The 2,609-nt window shown below is 66.6% G+C and carries 3 protein-coding genes; 2 read left to right on the top strand and 1 reads right to left on the bottom strand.

What is annotated here, in order from left to right; translation table 11 throughout:
• Both U9977_RS22310 and U9977_RS22315 read left to right on the top strand, forming a co-directional pair.
• A partial coding sequence (locus tag U9977_RS22310; protein ID WP_322751240.1) for a LysR family transcriptional regulator occupies window positions 1–906 on the top strand: 906 nt, incomplete at its 5' end.
• Between the two features lie 149 nt (window positions 907–1,055).
• Window positions 1,056–1,541 carry a Panacea domain-containing protein gene (locus U9977_RS22315; protein ID WP_322751241.1) on the top strand — a complete coding sequence of 162 codons (486 nt, stop codon included), beginning with the start codon at window positions 1,056–1,058 and terminating at the stop codon, window positions 1,539–1,541.
• 192 nt (window positions 1,542–1,733) lie between these two features.
• Here U9977_RS22315 and U9977_RS22320 read toward each other — a convergent pair whose 3' ends face one another.
• Entirely contained in the window at window positions 1,734–2,237 is a 504-nt protein-coding gene (locus U9977_RS22320; protein ID WP_416210745.1) for a GNAT family N-acetyltransferase, read from the bottom strand.
• Window positions 2,238–2,609: the final 372 nt, after the last annotated feature.

A 2,609-nucleotide genomic window follows, 5' to 3' on the forward strand; every position in this document is an offset into this window, starting at 1 on the left:
CAGCAACTGCGCTGTTTTGTGGCGGTCGCGGAAGAGCTGCACTTCGGGCGCGCAGCCGACCGGCTGCACCTCACTGCCTCGCCGCTGAGCCGACGCATCCGCGAGTTGGAGCGGGAGCTGGGTGAGGAGCTCTTCGTGCGCGGCTATCACCAGGTCAGGCTGACGCGTTCGGGGCGGGATCTTCTAGAGCCCGCAGCCGACGTCGTGCGGCGCTTCGATGCCCTGCGGGCCCAGCGGCCGGACCGGAGCGCCCGGCCGGCGCGCGACATCGGTGCGGCACCGGTGCTGACGCCGAGCGTCGTGGATCTCGTACTCGGCACCTTCACACGGCTCTATCCCGACATCGAGCTACCGATCACGCTCGAACGGTCGGCCGTGCTGATGGACATGTTGTGCGCACGGAAGATCGATCTCGCGGTCGTGCACCTCCCGGTGACCGACCCGGGCCTGCGCGGGCTGGAGTTGGCCCGATATCGCTACGCGGTGGCTACACGCAGCGATGATGAGCTGGCGAGCCGACGCCGGCTGCGGCTGGCAGACCTGACCGAACGGGAGATGCTGATGCCATCGTCGAAGCTGCAACCGCTCGCCATGAAAAACCTGCGTGATTTCCTCGTCCGGGCCGGAATCAGGCACCTGAACGAACTGCCACACGCCGACTCGATTCACCTCGCGGCCCGGGTGATCCGTACGCGGAGCATCACGCTGGTCGCCGCGGACCCGGACAATCCCAGCACACGTAACTTCGCCGGACCCGACTTCGCGCTTGTCCCACTCGACGAGCCGGATCTTCATTTCGCCGCCGGAGTCGCGTGGCGGGCCGACGACGAGTCCGCCGACCCCATACTCGCCCGCGTGATAGAGACCCTGCGCACCGGCCGGGGCGCGACGCCACTCGTCATATAAGGATCTGTTGCGTACGAGCGCCCGGCAATAGAGATGTGGATCAAGGAGTGTGTCCCAGTCGTATTGCCACATATTGGACACGTAACGTATCATCATCAGGATCGCATGGCCATGCTGAGCGGCCGTCTGGTAACGGAAGGAGACCCACCATGGTCACCGTCCACGATGTCGCCGCCTACATACTCCAGCAGCGGGCACCGATGTCCGCGATGAAGCTCCAGAAGCTCGTCTACTACTCCCAGGCATGGTCGCTGGTGTGGGACGATGCACCCCTGTTCCCCGAGCGGATCCAGGCCTGGGCGAACGGTCCCGTCGTGTACGAACTGTTCGACGCCCACCGCGGCCGCTACACCGTCCAGCACCCGTGGGAACGGGGTAACCCAGAGACGCTGACGGACGACCAGCGGGAGACGATCGACGAGGTGCTCCGCGCCTACGGTGACTTCAGCGCCCGCCAGCTCAGCGTCCTGTCTCACTCGGAGCGGCCGTGGATCGAAGCCCGTCGGGGCCTGGCCCCGTTAGATCGCGGCGCACAGGTCATCGACCCCACCGTGATGATCGATTATTACGGTTCGCTTGCGGACGATGATGAAAACGCCGAGCCGGTACAGGGCTCGGTGGTGCTCGAAGACTGATGGGCAGAAAGCAGAAGAAGACGCCAGAGATCGCGATCCCTGCCCGGAAACAGGGGATACCGAAGCGTGCATCCCGGGTGCCGGGCGCAGTCTGTCGGGCCGGTTCCGTCGCCGGCGCCTCCAGGTGTGGCATCCAGAAGAGGTCATCTCGGGGACGACGGAAGATTTGAGGCAGGGTCTCAGCCTTCGGCTTCACTCAAGGTCGTCGCGTAGCAGGTCCATGAGGAGCCCGTCGTGGAAGCGGCCGTCTGGTCCGCGTTCGTAGCGGCGCATGATGCCGACGGGACGAAAGCCGACCTTCTCGTAGCAGCGGATGGCCCGGGTGTTGGTGGCCGCCGGATCGATCGTGAGCCGATGATGCCCCCGCTGTTCGCACAGGAAACGGGCCACGAGTCTGACCGCCGTCGTCCCCACGCCACGGTCCTGGAACCGGCTGCTGAGGTAGATGTCGATGCCCGCGTGGCGGTACTGCGGGTCGTTCTCCTCGCAGTACTGGATGCCGCCGGCGACCTGGCCGTCCACCTCGATCACGAGCAGGACGGGGCCGCTGGTGCCGAGCAGATCGGCCGTCACCTCATCGGCCGGCGCCGGTTGCCCCCACCAGCGCGCCACCGACTCTTCGGTGAGGATCGCACCCAACGCGGCGACGTCGGTGGGGCGGCCAGGACGGACCGTGACACCGTCACCAGCAAGCAGCGGACGCGTTTGCACAGGCTTCACTCCGATCCGGGGCCCTCTCAAAGGTGATACCACTCAAAACTCCACGGTGACGCCGGACCGGACGACGTCGTCCACTGGAACAGGCCTCGCTGGAATGGCTTCCACATCGACTGCCCGTGGTCAGCGTCGTCGGCTCCGTCGGTGACCACGGGCGCACCCGGCACCCGGGTTACGCTGATCGTCGCAGGGCAACTCCGGTGAGCAGCCGGTGAGCAATGGGGGCGGTTGTGGACGAGCCACAGGGACCGGGGCGGTGACCCAGCTGAGCAACGCCCAGCTCGTGGACGGTGTCCAGCCCGTGGACGGTGCCCTGCGGGCCTGGGCGGTCGCCCATGCCCGCACCGTGGG

This window comes from Protofrankia sp. Cas8 (genome assembly GCF_963555845.1).
Lineage (GTDB): Bacteria > Actinomycetota > Actinomycetes > Frankiales > Frankiaceae > Protofrankia.

What these genes read in the sequence shown, in the direction of transcription:
- U9977_RS22315 (WP_322751241.1), top strand. Translation starts at nt 1,056, where the DNA reads ATGGTCACCGTCCACGATGTCGCCGCCTACATACTCCAGCAGCGGGCA.